This window comes from Dyadobacter chenhuakuii (genome assembly GCF_023821985.2).
In the GTDB taxonomy this organism is placed as follows: domain Bacteria; phylum Bacteroidota; class Bacteroidia; order Cytophagales; family Spirosomataceae; genus Dyadobacter; species Dyadobacter chenhuakuii.
The window spans coordinates 4,572,715-4,591,790 of the sequence record NZ_CP098805.1; the positions used below are offsets into that span (position 1 = coordinate 4,572,715).

16 protein-coding genes are annotated in these 19,076 nt (G+C 45.5%); 14 read left to right on the forward strand and 2 right to left on the reverse strand.

The window, feature by feature from the left end:
• Positions 1-23: 23 nt before the first annotated feature.
• Complete coding sequence (locus NFI80_RS19020) at positions 24-2,786, reverse strand: PKD domain-containing protein (RefSeq protein WP_235165815.1); 2,763 nt, start codon at positions 2,784-2,786, stop codon at positions 24-26.
• 335 nt (positions 2,787-3,121) lie between these two features.
• Here NFI80_RS19020 and NFI80_RS19025 point away from each other — a divergent pair, with 335 nt between their 5' ends.
• From NFI80_RS19025 to NFI80_RS19035, 3 genes are all read left to right on the forward strand, one after another.
• Positions 3,122-4,153 carry a PorP/SprF family type IX secretion system membrane protein gene (locus NFI80_RS19025; RefSeq protein WP_026631933.1) on the forward strand — a complete coding sequence of 344 codons (1,032 nt, stop codon included), beginning with the start codon at positions 3,122-3,124 and terminating at the stop codon, positions 4,151-4,153.
• Positions 4,154-4,252: 99 nt separating this feature from the next.
• Complete coding sequence (locus NFI80_RS19030; protein ID WP_374759694.1) at positions 4,253-5,044, forward strand: NIPSNAP family protein; 792 nt, start codon at positions 4,253-4,255, stop codon at positions 5,042-5,044.
• Between the two features lie 12 nt (positions 5,045-5,056).
• A complete protein-coding gene (locus NFI80_RS19035) occupies positions 5,057-6,067 on the forward strand; it encodes a zinc-binding dehydrogenase (protein ID WP_235165817.1) in 1,011 nt (336 codons plus the stop codon).
• Between the two features lie 3 nt (positions 6,068-6,070).
• Here the strand turns inward: NFI80_RS19035 and murQ are convergent, their stop codons facing one another.
• Complete coding sequence (gene murQ / locus NFI80_RS19040) at positions 6,071-6,874, reverse strand: N-acetylmuramic acid 6-phosphate etherase (RefSeq protein WP_235165818.1); 804 nt, start codon at positions 6,872-6,874, stop codon at positions 6,071-6,073.
• Positions 6,875-7,195: 321 nt separating this feature from the next.
• Here murQ and ilvD point away from each other — a divergent pair, with 321 nt between their 5' ends.
• The 11 genes from ilvD to NFI80_RS19095 all read left to right on the forward strand — a co-directional run bounded on the left by ilvD (position 7,196) and on the right by NFI80_RS19095 (position 19,028).
• Positions 7,196-8,881 carry a dihydroxy-acid dehydratase gene (ilvD, locus tag NFI80_RS19045; protein ID WP_233799155.1) on the forward strand — a complete coding sequence of 562 codons (1,686 nt, stop codon included), beginning with the start codon at positions 7,196-7,198 and terminating at the stop codon, positions 8,879-8,881.
• 39 nt (positions 8,882-8,920) lie between these two features.
• A complete protein-coding gene (gene ilvB / locus NFI80_RS19050) occupies positions 8,921-10,681 on the forward strand; it encodes a biosynthetic-type acetolactate synthase large subunit (RefSeq protein ID WP_235165819.1) in 1,761 nt (586 codons plus the stop codon).
• A gap of 18 nt (positions 10,682-10,699) precedes the next feature.
• Complete coding sequence (ilvN, locus tag NFI80_RS19055; protein ID WP_026631940.1) at positions 10,700-11,233, forward strand: acetolactate synthase small subunit; 534 nt, start codon at positions 10,700-10,702, stop codon at positions 11,231-11,233.
• Between the two features lie 61 nt (positions 11,234-11,294).
• The gene (gene ilvC, locus NFI80_RS19060) at positions 11,295-12,341 is read left to right on the forward strand and encodes a ketol-acid reductoisomerase (protein WP_026631941.1); all 1,047 of its coding nucleotides are present in this window, start codon (positions 11,295-11,297) and stop codon (positions 12,339-12,341) included.
• 99 nt (positions 12,342-12,440) lie between these two features.
• Positions 12,441-13,697 carry a threonine ammonia-lyase gene (ilvA, locus tag NFI80_RS19065; RefSeq protein ID WP_235165820.1) on the forward strand — a complete coding sequence of 419 codons (1,257 nt, stop codon included), beginning with the start codon at positions 12,441-12,443 and terminating at the stop codon, positions 13,695-13,697.
• Positions 13,698-13,699: 2 nt separating this feature from the next.
• Entirely contained in the window at positions 13,700-14,548 is an 849-nt protein-coding gene (locus NFI80_RS19070) for an AraC family transcriptional regulator (RefSeq protein WP_235165822.1), read from the forward strand.
• 51 nt (positions 14,549-14,599) lie between these two features.
• A complete protein-coding gene (locus NFI80_RS19075) occupies positions 14,600-14,887 on the forward strand; it encodes a nucleotidyltransferase family protein (RefSeq protein ID WP_235160947.1) in 288 nt (95 codons plus the stop codon).
• Entirely contained in the window at positions 14,880-15,221 is a 342-nt protein-coding gene (locus tag NFI80_RS19080) for a HepT-like ribonuclease domain-containing protein (protein WP_235165824.1), read from the forward strand. The genes NFI80_RS19075 and NFI80_RS19080 overlap by 8 nt, the downstream gene beginning before the upstream one ends.
• Before the next feature lie 199 nt (positions 15,222-15,420).
• Positions 15,421-16,824 carry a 3-isopropylmalate dehydratase large subunit gene (leuC, locus tag NFI80_RS19085; protein WP_235160949.1) on the forward strand — a complete coding sequence of 468 codons (1,404 nt, stop codon included), beginning with the start codon at positions 15,421-15,423 and terminating at the stop codon, positions 16,822-16,824.
• An 18-nt stretch (positions 16,825-16,842) separates the two neighbouring features.
• A complete protein-coding gene (leuD, locus tag NFI80_RS19090; protein WP_233799147.1) occupies positions 16,843-17,439 on the forward strand; it encodes a 3-isopropylmalate dehydratase small subunit in 597 nt (198 codons plus the stop codon).
• 17 nt (positions 17,440-17,456) lie between these two features.
• On the forward strand, positions 17,457-19,028 hold the full coding sequence (locus NFI80_RS19095; RefSeq protein ID WP_235165826.1) for a hydroxymethylglutaryl-CoA lyase-like TIM-barrel protein: 1,572 nt from the start codon (positions 17,457-17,459) through the stop codon (positions 19,026-19,028).
• Positions 19,029-19,076 lie beyond the last annotated feature (48 nt).

Here is a 19,076-nt window from a genome sequence, read left to right on the forward strand (position 1 = left end):
CGTTTTAATCTGCAAAAAGAAGCTTACCGGATGATCATTACCGATCCCCGCTTCACATTAGGGGCGCGCTCGGGATAGTAAAGCGCCTCGTAGGAGATCACATAAGGATAGGCGCCTGGCTGCACTTTTTGGCCTTTATACGTTCCATCCCAACGGTCTTCAATGTTGGTAGAAGCATAAATTACTTCACCCCAGCGGTTATATATGCGAATGGAGAAATTGGTATAATAAGCCCCAAAAATTTCCAGGATCTCATTATGCCCTTCGCCGTCTGGCGTAAATGCATCCGGAATGAAGAACCGAGGCTCGCAGCGATCCACAACTTCGGTCGATTGACTTGCTACACAACCCTCTTTATTGACGGCGATCACCGTGTAAGTCCCTTCTGCGCCCACAGTCACCGTCCGCGTGGTGTCGCCGGAATGCGGCCATTCATAGGATTGGACGCCTTGTCCGTTTGCATCCAGAATAACAGACTGTCCATCCGGAATGCATATCGCGTATTCAGGTAAGAGATTCAAAATCGGTGAAGGACGCTCGCCAACCTGAATGGTGTCTGAGTTATAGCAATCATTGCGGTCTTTTACGATCACAAAATAAGAACCTGGCTGAGCCACTGTAATGTCCCTGGTGTCTTCGCCGGTGCTCCAGTTGAACTCAATCCATCTTTCGCTTGGCACGGTTAGGACAATGGAACTGTCGCGGCATAATGTTGTGTCTGGCCCGATGCTCACAGCCGGCGGGCGGCGCAAGGTGATTTCAATGGTGTCGGCAGAGAAACATTCGCCTTGCGGACCATTGAATGCAACGGCAATGTAACGGCCTGTCGCAGTTGCATTATAAGTTTTTCCACGTCCTACAACCCTTCCGCGGTTGATCCAGGCATAAACCTCAGCCTGAACGCCCATATCCAAAGGAACAAATGCACCGCAAGTATCTTTATCAGCACCCAGATTAATCGGTGGAGGCGTTTCGAAAATCACGACTTCCTGAACAATTGTTGTGTCTTTACATTTATTGGTCGCACGCATGCGGACCATGTATGTGCCTGGCTTTGTATAGGTGTAAGTTGCTTTTTGTTCTTTCGAAGGTGCTGTAAAGCTGCCGTCTCCAAGGAAATCCCACTGATAAGTGTCTTCGATCGGATCGCAAATAGGGCTGGCCTCGAACGTTGTGGGCTCATTCGTACAAAAACCATTTGCCTCAAAACCGGGACCTGATGATTCCTGCGTGAAATCCTGCACCATATTCGGCAAACCTAACTGACTTTTTTTGCCGCCTAAACTCACGCCATCGCGCTCATATTCCACCCCAGTAAGCGAGTTCCCCTCGGGTTCACCAATAACCGCCAGATATTCACTGCCTTCAATCGCCATGTAAATCCTGCCATCGGGACCAAATTGCAATGCGCCGAACTTTCGGTTGGCAGAGCTATCAATGGTTATGGCAGTTTCTGTCAGCAAACTGTCGGGCAATGTGAGATCGTATTGTTTTAAATAAGAACTGGTGCCGTTTTCACCCGAAAATGAAATGTACATTTTCTCCCCGCTGGGCGAAAATTCGATCCCATAAGCTGTGGGCGGCGCGGCTCCCAGATCCACCGTTTTATCATAGGTTAATGTGCCTGTTGAATCATTGAAACTGAACAATTCAACATAATTTTTTGGTGGGCCTGGAATGATCACCGCCAGTCGGCGCTGTCCGGTGGCACTGTCTGGGGAAGAAAATTTCATATAACCTTCGGCTTTTCCGAGGCTGTCATGCTTCATGCCTAACTCAGGCGCGCTGCTTTCTACCAATCCGCCGGTTGTGGCGTGGAAAATGCGGAACTTATTCGTGCCGTAATCGTGGGAAATAACCCAGTAAGTGCTGTCGCGGTCATTACGGGCCGACACTATACGTTCGGTCGTAGGCTCCTGCAATAATGTATTGGTTTCAATAATCGCGCCCAGGCCATTGTTCCGGCGCATATCCACAACGCTTTTCGTAAGCAGCTTTTCGCCATTGATATCGGAAGTTGTAAATACATTGAACAAATATTCACAACCTTTACAAGTAGGCTGCGGCACAATGAGGACGGATTGGGTGGAATTCGGGCTTCCTTTCAGCGGCGGACAATTGGGCTGTTCGAAACAGGGCATCGGGTCGCCATTCTTGTTCCAGACCGTTATTCCGTCAGAATAAAAGAGTAACTGGCCTTTGGAATTGGCTATGGATGAGGTTCCTTCGGGTGTATTGAGCTTTCCATCGGTGATCGGGGTGGGTGGGTTATTGGAAAAATCAAGGCCTGCATTTCCACCAAAAAACCATTTTGCACCTTCCTGGTTGGACGGCTCCATACAGATCTTGACATTGATCCGATCCTGAATTTTACAACCATTGGGCAAGATCACTTCCACCGAGTAACAGCCTGAACTATCGACATTTAAAGTTTGCGTCGTGTCGCCTTTGGGATACCAGACATATCGGGCGCCATCGGGCGCGCCGTTGGGATAAGGATCCAGGATTAATGTATCGCCCGGACAAATCGTTGTATCTGTTTTCCATTGCTGAAAAGCAGGCGGCAATTCACCGATCTGTACGACTTTTGAAACCGTTTGCTGCGCGCCGCCTCTCAATGTTCTTAACAATGTAACTGTGTAAGAGCCAGGGGCTAAGTAGGAATGTTGCGCAATGCGACGGGTGTCTGTTGCGCCGCCTTCGCCAAAAGTCCATTGCCACGCAATGGCCGTGCGGAGCGTATCACTGAATGTAGTCGAGTCGGCTTCGCAATCGGGATTCTGCATGCATTGCCCTTGAACCACAAAATCTTGTGCGTTAGCACACACTGTGGTCAGCAGGAGCAGAAAGAATGTTAAATAAAATATTTGTTGGTACTTATTATAAAATCGCCCCATGTTTCGTTACTAGTTCAAACACCCCACGCCACCACAATTAATATTCGGATTACCTGACACTACTAACGAAAATAAAATGTTAAAATTTTGTGCGGTAATGTCGTAAAAACCACTCTAATTTGAATATTAATACGCAATTTGATGATATTTTGTGAATTTAATTTTGTATTTTTTTTGAGCCTGTTTTCCTCCCGCTTTTGAACTTGCGGCAATAAGAAATATTTATGACAAAGCGTTTACTTCTCCTTTTTGTACTGACACTGCTTTGCCTGAAAGGTTGGAGCCAGGACCCGCAGTTTTCTCAATTTTATGCCAATCCGTTATATCTGAACCCTGCTTTGGCGGGTGGTGCGCTCGCGCCGCGTGCGACGATCAATTACAGGAATCAATGGCCTTCACTTTCAGCGAATTTCGTGACCACCTCCTTTGGTGCAGATGTTTTTCTGCCTAATTACAACAGCGGGTTGGGCGTTTTGGTAACGATGGACAGCCAGGGTTTGGGTAATTTAAAATCAACCGACATTGCGCTTCAATATTCCTATCAGATCCAGTTGAATGATGTTACTTCATTAAGATTAGGAATTCAGGGCGGGTTTGTTTCCCGGAAACTGGATTATTTCGGACTGACATTTGGTGATCAATATGATAATGGCGGACTTACGGGCCGCCCTTCGGATGATCCCTTCGCATTAGGCGGTCCTAATGTAAATTACGCTGATTTTGGGTCTGGGTTAATGTTGTATTCAGATTGGTATTGGGCGGGGATTTCGGCGCATCATTTGAACCGTCCTAACCAGGCATTTTCTTCACTAACCGAAGCCAGGTTACCTATGAAAACCAGTTTCCAGGCCGGGTTAAGAATTCCTTTTGCTGGTTATACATTCCTTGGGGATGAAATTGATAAGGAAAAAACGATTTCGCCTGCCATTATGTACAAAAAGCAAGGCAAATATGATCAGTTTGACGCAGGACTTTACGCAACCATTGAGCCGTTGGTTTTGGGGGTTTGGTATCGGGGAATACCTTTCAAAAAATACGAGCAGAACATCAATAACCACGAATCGCTGGTGTTTTTGGCGGGTTACAGACAGGACAAGTTTTCAATCGGTTATAGCTACGACTTAACCATTTCTACATTAGGCGCCAGCAGTGGTGGTGCGCATGAGATTTCGCTTTCCTATGTGTTTGATCCTATTGAGTCTAAACCCAGAAGGAGTAAGAGCAGCAAACGGCAGCTTTCTTGTCCGAAGTTCTAAAATAGGTTGTTGGTAAATTATTTTCGTGGCGTATAGCGGTAGAAAGCATTTAAGTAGACTTTTTCCTACAATGATCCACCTATTACCTTTACCAAAACGATGATAAGTTACTTGAAGAGCGGTCTTTTTACCGCAGTATTTTTGTTCGCAGCCGTATTAAGCATTGCAGCTGCTCCTCCCAAAAGAGAATTTTACGAGATCAGAATTTATCAACTCAAAAACGCTGAACAAGGAACGCGTGTTGAAAATTATCTCAAAGACGCTTACATTCCTGCCATGCACCGCGCCGGCATCAAAAATGTAGGAGTTTTCAAGCCCGTTGCTTCTGATACAGCTGCCGCTGGGAAACTAATCTACGTTTTCACGCCATTGAAATCGCTGGAACAATTGCTTGAACTGCCTAAAACGCTTGCAAAAGATGCAGCCTACGCGTCGGCCGGAAAGGATTACATTGATGCTGAGTATAAAAATGCACCTTACGCTCGTTACGAAACAATTTTGCTTCAAGCATTTACAGGAATGCCCATGCACAAAAAACCAGGATTAACCGGCCCAAAAGCAGACCGTGTTTATGAACTGCGCAGCTACGAAGGTCACACAGAAAAAATTTATCAGAACAAAGTAAAAATGTTCAATGACGGCGGCGAAGTCCCTCTTTTTGAGCGACTTGGTTTTAATGCGGTTTTCTACGCAGAAGTTATTGCCGGAAGTCACCAGCCGAATTTGATGTACATGACCACATTCGACAACAAAGCTTCCCGTGACGAACATTGGAAAGCATTTGGATCTGATGCGGAGTGGAATAAGCTAAAAGTAAATCCTGAGTATCAAAACAACGTTTCGAAGAACACAAGCTTTTTCCTGACGCCAACGGATTACTCTGACATTTAAAACCTCGAATGAATGAAAGCTGCTGTCATTAAAAATCTTCACGAGCCTTTGGTTATAGAAGAGGTTGAAAAACCACAGGCCGGTTCGGGCGAGGTGATAGTTCAATTAAAAGCAGCTTCATTAAATCACCGCGACGTCTGGATCCAAAAAGGACTTTATCCTAAAATCACGACGCCCATCATCCCCGGTTCCGATGGCGCTGGCATTGTAAGTGAAGTGGGAGAAGGGGTTGATCCGGCATGGATCGGTAAGGAAGTGCTTATTAATCCATCGCATAATTGGGGTGATAATCCGGCTTTTTACGGAGCGGATCATAAAATATTAGGTTTGCCGGATAACGGGACTTTTGCTGAATTTGTCAAAGTAGAAGCCCGTTATCTGTTCAAAAAGCCAGCTTATCTTTCTTTTGAGCAAGCCGCAACATTGCCGCTTGGCGCATTGACGGCGTGGCGTGCGCTGCATACACGTGCGAATTTTCAGTCGGGCGATAAAGTTTTAGTGACGGGTGCGGGCGGAGGCGTTGCACTTTTTGTCATTCAGTTCGCCATTGCGGCAGGAGCGGAAGTTTGGGTTACTTCCGGTTCAGATCAAAAAATTCAAAAAGCGATTGAATTGGGTGCCAAAGGCGGGATTAATTATAAAAATCCAACCTGGTTCAGAGATCTGTTAGTGAAAGCAAGAGGTCCGAAGCTGGGCTATTTCAATGTTATTATTGACAGCGCAGGCGGTGCCGGATTTGCGAAATTAATTGACATTGCCGCTCCCGGCGCCAGAATCTGCTTCTATGGCGGCGGAACCGGCAACATTACCGACATTGTTCCGGCCAAAGTTTTTTTCAAACAACTCAACATTCTTGGCACAACTATCGGAACCGAATCCGAATTCAATGACATGATCCGGTTTGTGGAAGAAAAAGAGATTATCCCTATCATTGACACCGTCTTCCCATTAGACCAAGCCGAAAAGGCATTACGCTTGATGGATTCCGGTCAGCAGTTTGGGAAAATTGTCTTAAAAATCTAGCATTTATTTTTGCACAGATTCAATCGCCCCGCGAACACTTCCGTATTGATTCAACAACTTCTCAGCTTCTGCGGCATCGACATTCAACTCGTCAATGATCATTTGCTGCGCGCGATTCACCAGTTTTTCATTGGTAAGCTGCATATCGATCATTTTATTGCCTTTCACTTTGCCTAAGCGGATCATTACAGCCGTTGAGATCATGTTTAAAACCAATTTCTGAGCGGTCCCAGATTTCATACGCGTGCTTCCCGTCAAAAATTCAGGGCCTACAACCACTTCCACCGGAAATTCCGCTGCTTTGGCAACCTGTGAGCCATCATTACAAACAACACAACCTGTCAGCAAACCCGCTTTTTGCGCTTCGTTCAATCCACCAATCACATAAGGCGTTCGTCCCGATGCAGCTATGCCTATTAATGTGTCATTTTCATTCAATTGATAAGGTGCCAGATCCAGCCATGCCTGGTTCCAGTCATCTTCGGCATTTTCAACCGCTTTACGGATTGCCTTATCGCCTCCCGCAATGATTCCCACCACCAGATCAAACGGAACGCCGAATGTAGGTGGGCATTCCGACGCATCTACAACGCCTAAACGGCCGCTTGTGCCTGCGCCAATGTAAAATAACCGTCCGCCCCGCTGCATGCGCGGCACAATTTGCGACACCAGCGCTTCAATTTGCGGGATGGCTTTTTCAACTGCATTCGGGACCGTTTTATCTTCCTTGTTAATAGAAAACAAAATATCCTGAACGCTCATTTTTTCCAGATCCTGGTATTTGGACGACGATTCGGTGGTTAGCATAGTTATGGATTTTGCGATGGTCAAAATTAAATATTTTCCTGAAACCATCCTTGACCAAACATTAATTTGGTATTTATCTCAGAATATCTTCAAAAAATCGTGCGAATGTTTGGAAAATAGAAAGATACCCTTCTAATTTGTATCACAAATAAAAAATCAGCGAAATTTCGCTAGACCTGATAGTTACGCTAATGAAAATCATTTTAATCGTCCCAGTTCTATTTCTAGTCACGCGTTAGCGTGAGTGAGGACGATTTGCATAAAACCTGGCACCTCACTCACCGCACTGAATGAGGTGTTTTTATTTACAACATATTCACCATGGCAACAGAACTTAACAGATTTTCTAAAACCCTCACACAAGAAGTTACTAATCCAGCCGCACAGGCAATGCTTTACGGCATCGGGTTAAAAGAAGAAGATTTTGCAAAACCACAGATCGGGATTGCGAGCACAGGATATGAAGGAAATCCTTGTAATATGCACTTGAACGGACTTTCTGTGTATGTGAAACAAGGCGTAACGGCCAATGAAATGGTGGGTTTGATCTTCAACACAATCGGCGTTTCTGATGGAATGACGAACGGAAATGACGGAATGCGTTACTCGCTGCCAAGTCGCGACATTATTGCGGATTCGATTGAAACAGTGGTTTCCGCACAGTGGTACGACGGCGTGATTGCGGTTGTGGGTTGTGATAAAAATATGCCGGGAGCCGTAATGGCGATGGCGCGTATCGATCGCCCTGCGATAATGGTTTATGGCGGAACAATCCGTTCAGGACATTATAAAGGACAAAAACTGGATATCGTTTCTGCATTTGAAGCGCTTGGAAAGAAGTTTGCCAACAACATTTCAGATGAAGATTTCAAAGGCGTTATTCAAAATTCAATTCCTGGTCAGGGCGCTTGCGGTGGCATGTACACGGCGAACACCATGGCGGCTTCGATTGAAGCGATGGGAATGAGCCTGCCATTCAGCAGTTCTTACCCGGCAACGCACGAAGGCAAGCAGGAAGAATGCAAGAAAATCGGCGCGGCGATGAAAAAGCTTTTGGAGCTGAACATTACACCAAAAGAAATCATCACCAAAAAGTCCCTTGAAAACGCATTAACCGTTGTTATGGCGCTCGGCGGTTCTACAAATGCAGCATTGCACTTCTTAGCCATCGCACGTTCAGCAGGACTTTGGCTAACATTGGATGACATTCAGGCAATTTCAGATCGCACACCATTTATCGCGGATTTGAAGCCTAGCGGTAAATATTATATGGAAGATATTTTGGAAATCGGTGGGGTTCCCGCGATCACAAAATATTTGTATTCCAAAGGTTTAATCCACGGAGATTGCATTACAGTAACGGGTAAAACAGTTGCGGAAAACCTTGCAGAAGCTCCTGATCTTAATTTTGACACACAGAAAATGGTTTTTCCTTTGGAGCAAGCCATCAAATCAAGCGGTCACATTCAGATCATGTATGGTAACCTGACGCCAACGGGCGCGGTTGCGAAAATTACGGGAAAGGAAGGGATGACTTTTGACGGCGAAGCAAAAGTTTGCGAGCACGAATCGGAGATCATTACCATGCTTTCAAAAGGAGAAATTAAAGAAGGACACGTGGTTGTAATCCGTAATGCTGGTCCAAAAGGCGGGCCAGGCATGTCGGAAATGTTGAAACCAACTTCTGCTGTAATGGGGGCAGGGCTAGGAGACAAGATTGCATTGATTACTGACGGCCGTTTTTCAGGCGGAACGCACGGATTCGTAGTGGGTCACATTACACCCGAAGCATTCGACGGAGGCCCGATCGCCCTGGTAAAAGACGGCGACCGCATTTCCATCGACGCCAACACACGTCAGCTAACCTTGCACATTTCGGACGAAGAAATGGCAGCCCGCAAAGCGGCTTGGGTACAGCCCGCTCCGAAGTTTACAAAAGGAATGTTAGGAAGATACATCAGAACCGTAAAATCCGCCGCCGAAGGCTGCGTAACGGACGAAGCGTAATAAGCATAAAATTCATCCGACTAAATAAATAGAGGAGTCATGGGATTTAATGAAAATCAAACACAAACAATGCAGGTGATCGAGCCGGTGGCTTCGATTGCTAAGCCGGAGTTGATCAATGGTTCACATGCGGTGATCCAGTCGCTGATCGCGGAAGGGGTTGAGACCATTTTCGGTTATCCGGGTGGGGCGATCATGCCGGTGTATGACGCGATTTATGATTATCAGGATCAGGTTAACCACATTCTGGTGCGTCATGAGCAAGGTGCGGCGCATGCAGCGGAGGGTTTCGCGCGCATTACGGGTGAGGTGGGCGTGTGCCTCGTAACTTCCGGCCCGGGAGCAACGAATCTTGTAACCGGGATTGCTGATGCGATAATCGACTCAACACCAATGGTTTGCATTGTTGGTCAGGTGGCTTCTCATTTGCTGGGAACGGATGCATTCCAGGAAACTGATGTAATGGGCGTTACCATTCCAATCACGAAATGGAATTACCAGATTACCAATGCGGATGAAGTTCCTGAGATCATTGCAAAAGCATTTTATATAGCAAAATCCGGTCGTCCGGGACCTGTCCTGATCGACATTACAAAGGATGCGCAGCAGAAATTGATGACGCGGCCATTTGTTCACAAAAAATGTGAAAAACTGGTTAGCTATCACCCACGCTTGTCTCCGAAAGAAGAGCAGGTTGCAGCGGCTGCCAAACTGATTAACAATGCAAAACGCCCATTCCTGTTCTTCGGACATGGTGTACAGATTGCGAATGCAGAAGCGGAATTGATCCAATTCATTGAAAAAACAGACATTCCAGCGGCTTCGACATTACTCGGACTTTCTTCCGTTTCATGCGACCATCCTAATTATGTAGGCTGGCTTGGAATGCATGGAAATTACGGAACTAATGTGTTGACCAACCAATGCGACGTCATTATTGCAGTCGGAATGCGCTTCGATGACCGCGTTACGGGTGATTTGAGCCGCTATGCGAAGCAGGCGAAGGTCGTTCACATTGAAATTGACCCTGCGGAAATTGACAAGATCGTGAAAGCGGACGCACCGGTTGTAGGTGATGCCAAACGGGCGCTTGAAATGTTGCTTCCATTGGTTAAAGAAAATAATCACGAAGCATGGCGCGAGGAATTTAAAAGATACGATGCAATTGAGGATCAGAAAATTACGCAGCCAGAACTTGCTCCGACAACGGAAAAGATCAAAATGGCTGAAGTGATCCGCACGCTTTCAGATAAAACAAAAGGCGAAGCAGTGATTGTAGCCGACGTTGGCCAGCACCAGATGATGACTGCGCGTTATTATCAGTTCAAAAAAGCGAACTCTTTTATTACTTCCGGTGGACTAGGGACAATGGGTTTTGCATTGCCTGCCTCATTTGGTGCAAAAGTAGGAGCGCCTGATCGTGAGGTTGTTGCGATTATTGGCGACGGTTGTTTCCAAATGACGATCCAGGAATTGGGAACCATCGCACAGAGCGGTTTGCCGGTTAAGATCATCATTTTGAATAACAACTTCCTTGGAATGGTGCGCCAGTGGCAACAGCTCTTCCACCAGAAACGCTATTCATTTGTGGAACTTCAAAACCCGGATTTCATCACCATAGCAAAAGGTTTTGGCATCGACGGACACACGTGCGGCGCGAGGGAGAATTTGAATGATTCGCTGGATAAAATGCTGGCTTCCGATAAGCCTTATTTGTTGGAAGTGTTGGTAGAAAAAGAAGAAAATGTGTTCCCAATGGTTCCAACCGGAGCTTGCGTGGCAGATATCAGATTGGAATAAAATAGACATTAATTGATCATGACAACATACACCATTTGTGTTTTTACAGAAAATACGATTGGTATTCTGAACAAGATTACCACCATTCTGACACGCAGACGCATTAATATCGATAGTCTTACGGTTTCTGAGACGGAGCGTAAGGGTATTTCAAGGTTTACCATCGTCATTCGCCATGAGTCCCGCGACGCAGTTGAAAAGCTCGTCCGCCAGATCCGTAAGGTGATTGAAGTGCTGGCTGTTTTTGGTTATCTCAATGATGATATTGCTTACAATGAGATCGCATTGTTTAAAATCTCAACGCCAATTGGTGCAAAACCACTTGACATTGAGACCATTAACAAGACTTATAAAGCCTGGGTCGTTTACTGGCATTTGACTTATGTGATCATTCAGAAGACGGGCACGGAAGAAGAAATTTTTGAATTCTTTGACTATATCAAACCACACGAAATCCTTGAATTTGTAAGATCAGGACGTGTTGCAGTGAGTAAATCGCCTCAGACGCTTGTGGATTACCTTCCTGAGGCTGAGTGGGAGTATTATCAGTAACCGGTCAACTTTACCTAATATTGTTTTTAAATCGAGTAATCAATAATCCAATCAATAATCAATGGCAAAATTAAATTTCGGCGGGGTCGAAGAAGAAGTAGTAACCCGTGAAGAATTTCCTCTTGAAAAGGCACGTGAAGTACTTTCTAATGAAACCATAGCTGTAATTGGTTACGGCGTACAAGGCCCAGGCCAAAGCTTGAACATGCGTGACAACGGATTCAATGTGATCGTTGGACAGCGCAAAGGAGGTAAGTCGTGGGACAAAGCCGTTGCTGACGGATGGGTTCCTGGCGAAACACTTTTCGAATTGGAAGAAGCATTGGCAAAAGGAACAATCATTTGTTACCTGCTTTCTGACGCCGCTCAAATTGAATTATGGCCAACTGTTAAGGCTAACCTTACTGCCGGAAAATCGTTGTATTTCTCACATGGTTTCGGTGTAACTTACAAAGATCAAACTGGAATTATTCCTCCTGCGGATGTAGACGTGTATTTGGTTGCTCCAAAAGGATCAGGAACTTCACTTCGCCGCTTGTTCGTGGAAGGAAAAGGCTTGAACTCTTCTTTTGCAATATTCCAGGATGCAACTGGCAAAGCGCGTGAGAAATGCATCGCAATGGGAATTGGTGTTGGTTCAGGATATTTGTTCGAAACTGATTTCTACCGTGAAGTTACGTCTGACCTTACAGGCGAGCGTGGAACATTAATGGGCGCTATCCAGGGAATTTTCGCAGCACAATACGAAGTGCTTCGCTCAAACGGACACTCTCCATCAGAAGCATTCAACGAAACAGTTGAAGAATTGACGCAATCATTGATGCCATTGGTTGCTGAAAACGGCATGGACTGGATGTACGCAAACTGCTCTACAACAGCACAACGCGGTGCATTGGATTGGTGGAAACCATTCCGTGACGCTACTAAGCCTGTTTTCGAGCAACTTTACAACTCCGTAAAAAGCGGCGAGCAAGCAAATATCTCTATTACACGTAACTCGCAATCGGATTACCGTGTGAAATTGGAAGAAGAACTGGCTGAGCTTCGTGAATCAGAAATGTGGAGAGCCGGCAAAACTGTTCGCAGCCTGCGCCCAGAGAATAATTAATCAGATTTTTTTCTTTGCCGTTGGCTTAAGCCAACGGCAATTGAGAATATAGAGAAATTTGAAGCTTTGCAGCATGCAAGGCTTTTTTCATTAACAGCAATGGATACAGCTCACTCCGCTCCGACATTAGACAACATTTTCCTCGCCGCTGAAAGGCTTCGAGGCATCATTAACCACACGCCAATCTTTTATAATGCACATCTTTCAGAGCAATATCAGGCTAATATTTACCTGAAAAGGGAAGATCTGCAAACAGTGCGTTCCTACAAAATTCGGGGCGCGTATAACAAAATGGCAAGCATGTCCGCAGAGGCACTTGCGGGCGGGGTCGTGTGTGCGAGCGCAGGCAACCATGCACAAGGCGTAGCATACGCATGCAAGAAAATGCAGGTTAAAGGAGCGATTTTCATGCCTACAACCACGCCAGCACAGAAAGTAAAACAAGTTAGACTGTTTGGTCAGGAATGGATCGAGATTCACTTGGTAGGCGATACTTATGACGATGCCTATTATGCCTCCAAAGAATATCAAACCTTGAATAATGCCGTCTTTGTGCATCCATTTGATGATTTGCAAGTAATTGAAGGCCAGGGAACTGTGGGTTTGGAAATTTTCAAAGACGCTGATTTTAAGATTGACTATTTGCTGATGGCGATTGGTGGCGGTGGTTTGGCTTCGGGTATTTCAACCGTTTTCAAACAACTTTCGCCCAAAACAAAGCTGATAGGCGTAGAACCCGAAGGTTCACCAACCATGTATCAATCCATGCAGGAGGGGCACGTCGTTACTTTGGAGCACATTGATAAATTTGTTGACGGTGCGGCGGTTCGCAGGGCTGGGGAGATCACATTTGAAATTTGCAGTAAAAGTCTGGATAAAGTGATCCTCGTTCCGGAAGGCAAAGTTTGCTCATCCATTTTGCAGCTTTATAACGAAGAAGCCATCGTTGCAGAGCCCGCAGGTGCGCTCACGGTTGCAGCATTGGATTTAATAAAAGAAGAAATAAAAGGCAAGAATGTCGTCGCATTGATCAGTGGAGGCAATAATGACATTACCAGAACCGAAGAAATCAAAGAGCGCTCGTTGCTCTACGAAGGCTTAAAACATTACTTCATCATCCGTTTCCCTCAACGCTCCGGCGCATTCCGCGAATTTCTAAATGTCCTCGGACCAAACGACGACATTGCAAGATTCGAATATGTCAAGAAAACCAACCGTGAGCAAGGCCCCGCATTAGTCGGCATCGAGCTAAAAAACCGTGAAGACTTTGCACCATTAATCGAAAGAATGGATGCTAATCGGGTGGTTTATGAATATTTGAATGACCAGCCGGATCTGTTTCAATTTATGGTTTAAAAATGCTCCGCGTCCCTTCCGATATCAGCTCCCAGGAATTTGAATCTTTAAAGATTCAGGATATGACTTTTGTTGCCTATCGCAACGAAGTATATCCTTCTAAATATGATGTGTTTTTTGAAGAACATGCGGTGATTGTGGTTTTGGAGGGAGAGAAGAAATTTACAAGCCCTACGCAGGAAGTGCGTGTTGAGAAAGGCGACATTCTGTTTGTTCAGCGTGGTTTCTACCTGATGTCCGAGTCGATTAATGAGGCTTATAAGAGTTTGGTTTTCTTTTTTGATGAAAAGCTTTTAAAGGAATTTGTCAGCCTGCATCCTGAGCTTTTTAATCCTTCCAAAGCAATGGCAGTGCTGGAAAACCCGATTTTGCTTTTAAAGTCAGACGAGAATTTTGAGAAGTTCATCCAATCGGTTTTCCCTTATTTCCGATCACGTACTGAATTGAAAAATCATTTTCTCAGACTAAAATTTCAGGAATTACTGTTGCATTTGCTGGAATTGGACAATTCAAAACAACTCCGCGCCATTCTTTACAGCCTGTACAAAGGAGAAAAAGCCGATTTGTCGTTTCTGATGAACAGTTATTATCTCAAACCACTCACACTAAACGAACTAGCACGCCTCTCCGGACGCAGCTTGTCCGCATTCAAAAGAGATTTCCAAGACGAATTCAACACCTCCCCAGCGCTTTGGCTTAAAAACAAAAGGATCGATTACGCCGATTTTCTGCTTAGGAACAGCACTAAAAATGTTTCGGAAATCAGCACAGAGATCGGCTACGAAAGCGTTTCCCATTTTATAAAGACTTATAAGGAGAAGTTCGGTAGGACGCCGAAGAAGCAGGCGTAATTTGGGATTGTGTTTTGAAAAGCCTAGCTTCATTGTTATAATGTGCTTACCATGACTACACAGACCGTATTAGATAAATTGAACAAATCGAAAGGCTATTTTTTCAACAAATATCCTTTAAAATCAATGGCACTTTTCGGCTCCTATGCCCGAAATGACGCCAATGAAAGCAGTGATGTAGACATTCTTGTCGAATTCTCGGCTCCTGTCGGTTTTGAATTCATCGATCTTGCTATTGAACTGGAAGATATTCTTCAAACGAAGGTTGACCTCGTGAGTAAAAAAGGTTTGAAAGCCCCATTATTGCCTTTTATTGAAAAAAGCTTAATTTATGTCTGAGCGGGCACCTTCCATATTATTTCTGGATATGCTGGATTCCGTTGAAACGGTTCTGGAATATACATTGGGAATGGGCTTCGATGATTTCCTGGCAGATCGGAAAACGCGGGATGCGGTGATTAGGAACATTCAAATCTTGGGTGAGGCTGCTAATCGCGTTCCAAAAGACATTCGTGAGCAATATCCGGAAATTGAATGGATGCGGATCATTAGATCAAGACATATTTTGGTGCACGATTATGCCGGAATTGATTATGAAATCGTCTGGCGCATCATAGAAATCCATTTGCCTCCTTTAAAAGATGCGCTGCTTAATTTGACCGCCGGGCGCTAAGTCGACACTGCCAATAACAATTTCCGCTCAAACTTCTCTTGAAAACTAAAATCACTATTTTTTGAACCTTTAACGTTATCGTTATTCGGTTGAATTTGTGGTAATTTGTAATCTCAGTTCTCCTTTTGGGAAAAGGGCGGTTTGGATCGCAATTTCTTAGAAGTCAGTCTTGAAGAGGCGAAATTTTAATAATAAAAAAATGAGTAATCAAGCAAGTACCCTTTTCGACAAGGTGTGGGACGCACACGTTGTACGCAAAATTGAAGATGGTCCGGATGTGTTCTTTATCGACCGTCATTTCATCCACGAAGTAACCAGTCCGGTTGCATTCCTGGGTCTGGAAAGCAGAAATATTGGTGTAATGTATCCTGAAAGAACATTCGCGACTGCCGACCACAACACGCCGACAATCAATCAACACCTTCCAGTTCAGGATGCGCTTTCTGCGAATCAATTGAAAGCGCTGGAAACCAACTCATTAAAGTACGGAATTTCACACTGGGGCCTTGGCCATGCCAGGAACGGAATTGTGCACGTAGTAGGCCCAGAAAATGGAATTACACTTCCCGGCATGACGATCGTTTGCGGGGATTCACATACATCTACACACGGTGCTTTTGGCGCAATTGCCTTTGGCATAGGCACTTCTGAGGTGGAAATGGTGCTTTCTTCGCAATGCATCATGCAGCCTAAGCCTAAGAAAATGCGTGTCAATGTCAACGGAACATTGGGAAAGGGAGTAACGCCGAAAGACGTGACGCTTTATGTTATTTCCAAACTGACAACAGCCGGCGCAACGGGTTATTTTGTTGAATATGCGGGTGACGTTTTCAGAAATATGAGCATGGAGGGCCGTATGACGGTTTGTAACATGAGCATTGAAATGGGCGCACGCGGTGGCATGATCGCGCCGGACGAAACCACATTTGCATACATTGATGGTCGCGACCAGGCTCCAAAAGGAGAGAAGTGGGACGAGGCGCTTGCTTACTGGAAGACATTGAAAACAGACGAAGGCGCTGTTTTTGACAAAGAATATACTTTCGATGCAGCGGACATCGAACCGATGATCACTTACGGAACGAATCCGGGAATGGGTCAGGGAATATCCAGGAATATCCCTACTTCGGAACAAGTCGAAGGCGGAAAGTCTACATACGATAAGTCATTGGCTTACATGGGTTTCCATGAAAATGAATCTATGCTGGGCAAGAAAATAGACTATGTTTTCATCGGAAGCTGCACCAATGGCCGCATTGAAGATTTCCGTGCATTTGCTTCGATTGTAAAAGGTCGCAAAAAGGCTGATAATGTGACGGCTTGGGTTGTTCCAGGTTCACACATTGTGGAGGCGCAGATTAAAGAAGAAGGGATTTTGGACATTCTTACGGAAGCCGGATTTGAGCTTCGTCAGCCAGGATGCTCAGCTTGTCTGGCGATGAATGATGACAAAATTCCAGCCGGAAAATATGCTGTCAGCACGTCAAACCGCAATTTCGAAGGTCGCCAAGGCCCGGGCGCGAGAACGCTTCTGGCTAGTCCGTTGGTGGCTGCGGCTGCGGCAGTGACCGGCGTTGTTACAGACCCACGTGATCTTCTTTAATTCAAACCCGACATTAACATGGCTTACGATAAATTCACAGTTTTAAAAAGCACGGCAGTTCCTTTGCCGATAGAAAACGTTGATACAGACCAGATTATCCCTGCGCGTTTTCTGAAAGCAACCAAGCGCGAAGGATTCGGTGACAACCTTTTCCGTGACTGGCGCTACAATGGCGATGATACGCCGAAGACGGATTTTGTATTAAACAATCCGATTTACAAAGGAAAAATCCTGGTAGGCGGTCACAATTTCGGAAGCGGATCGAGCCGGGAGCATGCTGCCTGGGCGATCTATGATTATGGTTTCCGTTGCGTGGTTTCCAGTTTTTTTGCGGATATTTTTAAAGGTAACTCATTGAATATCGGCATTTTGCCGGTTCAGGTTAGTCCTGAATTTCTGGATAAAATATTCCAGGCCATTGAGGCCGATCCGAATGCGGAATTCGAGGTGAACCTTGATGCGCAGACGATCACGATCGTAGGCTCCGGCGAATCTGAATCTTTCGACATCAATGGTTATAAAAAACATAACATGATGAATGGCTTCGACGATATTGATTATCTGCAAGCTATGAAAGGCGAGATCAAGGAGTTTGAAGCAGAAAGAATCTATTAAAGCCGGCCGCCGCACTTATGAACAGCCGCTATATTGAAATAATGGACACGACACTCCGCGACGGTGAGCAGACCAGCGGCGTGTCGTTTTCCGCATCAGAAAAGTTGACCATTGCGCAAATCCTGTTGCAGGAAGTGAAAGTGGACCGCATTGAAATTGCTTCGGCCCGGGTTTCGGAAGGGGAATTTCAGGCTGTCCGGAAAATCACTGAATGGGCAAGGGCCAATGGTTTTCTGGATAAAATTGAGGTTTTAACTTTTGTAGACGGCGACGCTTCCATTAACTGGATGCTGGAATCGGGTGCGCGTGTAATGAATCTTTTGACCAAAGGTTCGCTGAATCATTTAAAACATCAGCTTAAAAAGTCACCTGCCGAACATTTTGAAGACATTCGTAAGGTGATTGAATTGGCTGAAAACCAAGGTATCGATTGCAACGTCTATCTCGAAGATTGGAGCAACGGCATGCGGGATTCACCCGAATATGTTTTCCAATCGCTTGATTTCCTGGTGACTCAGCCGGTAAAACGGATTTTGCTACCTGATACACTGGGCATTCTAACGCCTTCGGAATCCTATACTTTTGTCAAGTCGATCGTTGACCGTTATCCTGACAGCCATTTCGAGTTCCACGCGCATAACGACTATGACCTGAGCGTCGCGAATGTCATGGAAGCATTGCGTGCAGGTGCGCATGGGCTGCATTTGACGGTGAATGGCATGGGTGAAAGAACGGGTAATGCGCCGCTGGCGAGCACAATTGCAGTCATCAATGACCTCATGCCGGAATTTAAAACCTCTGTCAACGAGCGCTCATTATACACGGTTAGCAAGCTGGTTGAGACATTTTCTGGTGTCCGGATCCCATCTAATAAGCCAATCGTTGGTGAAAGTGTCTTTACCCAAACAGCTGGCATTCACGCGGATGGCGATAAAAAGAACAATCTGTATTTCAGTAAGTTAATGCCAGAGCGTTTCGGTCGTCAGCGGCTTTATGCTTTGGGTAAAACTTCCGGAAAAGCTAATATTGAGAATAATCTGAGGGATCTGGGAATCTCCCTTTCTGACTCGGATCTAAAAAAAGTCACGCAGCGGATTATTGAACTCGGCGATCGCAAAGAAGCGGTGACGCCTGAGGATCTGCCCTATATCATTTCTGATATTCTGGCTAGTAATGCCATTGAGGAGAAGGTTGTTATCGTCAATTACGTGCTCACGCATTCTAAAAATTTAAAGCCTTCTGCCACACTGCAAATCAGGTTTGAAGACGAGATTTTCGAGGAAAATGCGCAGGGCGACGGTCAGTATGATGCCTTTATGAATGCGTTGAAGAAAATATATTGCCGTAAAGGAATCAGTCTGCCCATGCTGACGGATTATGCAGTGCGCATCCCGCCTGGCGGCAAAACCGACGCTCTTTGCGAAACGATCATTACCTGGGAAATCAACGGCAAGGACGTAAAAACCAGAGGATTAGACTCTGACCAAACCGTCTCAGCCATCATGGCCACGCAAAAAATGCTAAACCTAATCGGCATTCCCGCAAACCCGGAACTGATCGGCGAAATCCCGCTGGTTAGCGCGATTTGAAGCTTTGTTATAGATCAAATATGAGATTTACCGCCGCTTTTGGCGAGA

Bases quoted from the DNA above. Each gene is read 5' to 3' on its own strand.
- NFI80_RS19095 (WP_235165826.1), top strand. From the start codon at position 17,457: ATGAACAGCCGCTATATTGAAATAATGGACACGACACTCCGCGACGGT.
- NFI80_RS19080 (WP_235165824.1), top strand. From the start codon at position 14,880: ATGTCTGAGCGGGCACCTTCCATATTATTTCTGGATATGCTGGATTCC.
- murQ (WP_235165818.1), bottom strand. From the start codon at position 6,874: ATGCTAACCACCGAATCGTCGTCCAAATACCAGGATCTGGAAAAAATG.
- ilvA (WP_235165820.1), top strand. From the start codon at position 12,441: ATGGATACAGCTCACTCCGCTCCGACATTAGACAACATTTTCCTCGCC.
- NFI80_RS19025 (WP_026631933.1), top strand. From the start codon at position 3,122: ATGACAAAGCGTTTACTTCTCCTTTTTGTACTGACACTGCTTTGCCTG.
- ilvB (WP_235165819.1), top strand. From the start codon at position 8,921: ATGGGATTTAATGAAAATCAAACACAAACAATGCAGGTGATCGAGCCG.
- NFI80_RS19020 (WP_235165815.1), bottom strand. From the start codon at position 2,786: ATGCAGAATCCCGATTGCGAAGCCGACTCGACTACATTCAGTGATACG.
- ilvD (WP_233799155.1), top strand. From the start codon at position 7,196: ATGGCAACAGAACTTAACAGATTTTCTAAAACCCTCACACAAGAAGTT.
- NFI80_RS19030 (WP_374759694.1), top strand. From the start codon at position 4,253: ATGATAAGTTACTTGAAGAGCGGTCTTTTTACCGCAGTATTTTTGTTC.
- leuD (WP_233799147.1), top strand. From the start codon at position 16,843: ATGGCTTACGATAAATTCACAGTTTTAAAAAGCACGGCAGTTCCTTTG.
- NFI80_RS19035 (WP_235165817.1), top strand. From the start codon at position 5,057: ATGAAAGCTGCTGTCATTAAAAATCTTCACGAGCCTTTGGTTATAGAA.
- ilvC (WP_026631941.1), top strand. From the start codon at position 11,295: ATGGCAAAATTAAATTTCGGCGGGGTCGAAGAAGAAGTAGTAACCCGT.
- ilvN (WP_026631940.1), top strand. From the start codon at position 10,700: ATGACAACATACACCATTTGTGTTTTTACAGAAAATACGATTGGTATT.
- leuC (WP_235160949.1), top strand. From the start codon at position 15,421: ATGAGTAATCAAGCAAGTACCCTTTTCGACAAGGTGTGGGACGCACAC.
- NFI80_RS19070 (WP_235165822.1), top strand. From the start codon at position 13,700: ATGCTCCGCGTCCCTTCCGATATCAGCTCCCAGGAATTTGAATCTTTA.
- NFI80_RS19075 (WP_235160947.1), top strand. From the start codon at position 14,600: ATGACTACACAGACCGTATTAGATAAATTGAACAAATCGAAAGGCTAT.